At 39.3% G+C, this 2,778-nt stretch carries 3 protein-coding genes; 1 reads left to right on the forward strand and 2 read right to left on the reverse strand.

What is annotated here, in order from left to right; translation table 11 throughout:
* Positions 1-385: 385 nt before the first annotated feature.
* Positions 386-1,315, reverse strand: a complete 930-nt coding sequence (miaA, locus tag ABLA33_RS09990) for a tRNA (adenosine(37)-N6)-dimethylallyltransferase MiaA (RefSeq protein WP_347720188.1) — start codon at positions 1,313-1,315, stop codon at positions 386-388.
* 135 nt (positions 1,316-1,450) lie between these two features.
* On the reverse strand, positions 1,451-2,488 hold the full coding sequence (gene gap / locus ABLA33_RS09995) for a type I glyceraldehyde-3-phosphate dehydrogenase (protein WP_311490876.1): 1,038 nt from the start codon (positions 2,486-2,488) through the stop codon (positions 1,451-1,453).
* A 186-nt stretch (positions 2,489-2,674) separates the two neighbouring features.
* Between gap and ABLA33_RS10000 the strand changes: the two genes are divergently transcribed.
* A partial coding sequence (locus ABLA33_RS10000) for an MscL family protein (RefSeq protein WP_347720189.1) occupies positions 2,675-2,778 on the forward strand: 104 nt, incomplete at its 3' end.

Raw genomic sequence — 2,778 nt, forward strand, 5'->3', positions numbered from 1 at the left:
AAGAGGGTTTCAGCCTTATTTTTTTGCCGTGTAAAACTTTTACCGGACAGCAATAATATTGAAAATCTTGTGTTTGAAAATTTAGAGTAGAGCGGGGAGTAGACTATATAAGGTATTTCTATCTAAGAAGCTCCGAGTTCATCTCTTGATATTAATGATGAATGCAGCAAGCCTAATATTGATATAATCAACTAAATCTGAATGTTCTTTTTCTAAAAACATCTGTTAATACGCAATTGACAATATCAATTTTACGTGTGCGCTGCTGTTTGAGTATAAAGATAGTTTATGATAGTTAAAAATCTCTTTTTCCATAAAAACGTAGCAAAATATGAACCTTTTTCCGGGTCAAATACAAATTCCCCTTTTCTGAGAGTATTTATTGCTAATGTCTTTGTGTATAAAGCTCTAATATTTTTTCAAGATCCTCTTTACCTATTGGGAGCGTTGGAGGAGTAATCCAATTGATGGGCGTTCCTCTTCGCTCCATCCCTCTGAACCATGTCATCTGTCGTTTGGCAAATTGATGAATGGCGATTTCTAACTTATTGAACATTTCTTCATAAGATAATTGTCCAATAATGTGTTGTGTTAGATATTTATACTCTAGACCATAGTACATCAAGTCTTCTGTCGTGAGCCCTTCAGCAAGAAGATGGCGAATTTCATCAAGCATACCTTTTTCTAGCCTGTTTTTTAATCGTGCTGTTATTCTTTCTCTCCTGGTATCGCGATCTATTTCGAGTCCTAAAGTAAAACTTTTGAGTTTTGGGAAAGGTCTGTTTTCGAGTGGAAATTGTTTATAGTGTTCTTCAATCTCTATCGCTCGAATTGCTCTTTGAGTTGTATCTACATCTGTGGTGTTGTGTAGCCTCTTATAGTTCTTAAGGATTGTTGTTAGCTCAGGTAAACTTTTCCCTTCAAGTTCTTTTCGTAGTGAGAGATTTTGTGGGACAGGACTGAGGCGATAGCTACGAAGTATGCTTTCTAAATATAAGCCAGTACCACCGCATACTACTACACGTTTCCCTCGAAGGCGAATATCGTTATATGCCTGTAAAAAATCATGCTGATATTCATAGACATTGTATTTATAACCTGGTTCAACAATATCTATAAGGTGATAGGGGACAGCCTTTCCTCGAAAGGTATAATCTTCTAAGTCTTTTCCTGTTCCAAGGTCCATTCTCCGATATACTTGTCTGCTATCAGCGCTGATGATTTCAGCGTTGAGTATTGCAGCTAAGTTGACTGCAAAACTCGTTTTTCCACAAGCCGTCGGGCCTAATACTGTAATAATGTCGTATGTGTCCATATCTTGCGAAGTTAATATTTTTTTCTGCAATCATCTTATTATGAAGATACAAAAAGAAGACAAATGTGAAGAGTTTATAATAAAAAAGCCGTTCAGCTTTTGCTGAACGGCCTGCATATAGTGTAATTTAAAAAATTACTTGTTGTTGTGTGCGTTCATAATCTTGATAAGCTCAACAACCTTGTGGCTGTAGCCAATCTCGTTGTCGTACCAAGAAACGACCTTAACGAACTTGTCAGTGAGGTAAACACCAGCGTTTGCGTCGAAGATTGATGTGCGAGCGTCGCCAAGGAAGTCAGAAGAAACAACAGCATCTTCTGTGTAACCCAGTATACCCTTCAATTCGCCTTCAGAAGCTTCTTTCATTGCTGCACAGATGTCTTCCTTAGAAGCAGAGTTCTTGAGGTTAACAGTCAGGTCGACAACAGAAACGTCCAAAGTAGGAACACGCATAGAAATACCTGTCAGTTTGCCGTTCAGTTCAGGAATAACCTTACCTACAGCCTTAGCAGCACCTGTAGAGGACGGAATGATGTTGCCAGAAGCAGCACGACCACCGCGCCAGTCTTTTCCGCCCTTTGAAGGACCATCGACAGTAAGCTGAGTAGCAGTTGCAGAGTGAACGGTTGTCATCAAACCGTTTTCGATACCGAACTTGTCGTTTAGAACTTTAGCGATAGGTGCCAAGCAGTTAGTGGTGCAAGATGCGTTAGAAACGATTGTTTGACCAGCATACTTGTCAGTATTTACACCGCAAACGAACATCGGAGCCTGACGACCATCCTCTCCTGCCTTAGAAGGAGCTGAAAGAACAACGTACTTAGCGCCAGCCTTGAGGTGCTTTTCAGCACGATCCATTGTGAGATAGAAACCCGTAGATTCTACAACATATTCAGCACCTACTTCACCCCATTTGATGTTTTCTGCATCGCGCTCTGCAAAGATACGGATATCCTTACCGTTAACGGTCAGAGTGTGCTCGTCCTTAATTTCTACAGTTCCATCGAAACGACCGTGCATTGTGTCGTACTTCAAAAGGTAAGCGAGGTAATCAACTGCCAAAAGGTCATTGATAGCTACAACTTCAACATCGTTTTTGTTAGCCTCTTCAAGAGTGGAACGGAATACGAAACGGCCGATGCGACCGAAACCGTTAATACCAATTTTAATCATAACGTTTGTTAGATATTTAAATAATTATAGAGATGTTCTCTTCTTCGAATCAGATTTTAGATCCCAGTGAGATCTTTTTCTTTGATTGCGCTGCAAATTTACAAATAAACTTTTATTTTTGCATCAGCTACTTGAAAAAATAATTAAAAGTTTGCTGACTAATAGATAATTAAACTAAATAGAATTATGGGAAAAATGATTCAGGAGTTCAAGGACTTTGCGGTGAAGGGAAATGCTATAGATATGGCTGTCGGTGTTATCATCGGTGGTGCATTTGGCAAGATTGTTTC

This window comes from uncultured Alloprevotella sp., from assembly GCF_963536905.1.
Taxonomy (GTDB): Bacteria; Bacteroidota; Bacteroidia; order Bacteroidales; family Bacteroidaceae; genus Alloprevotella.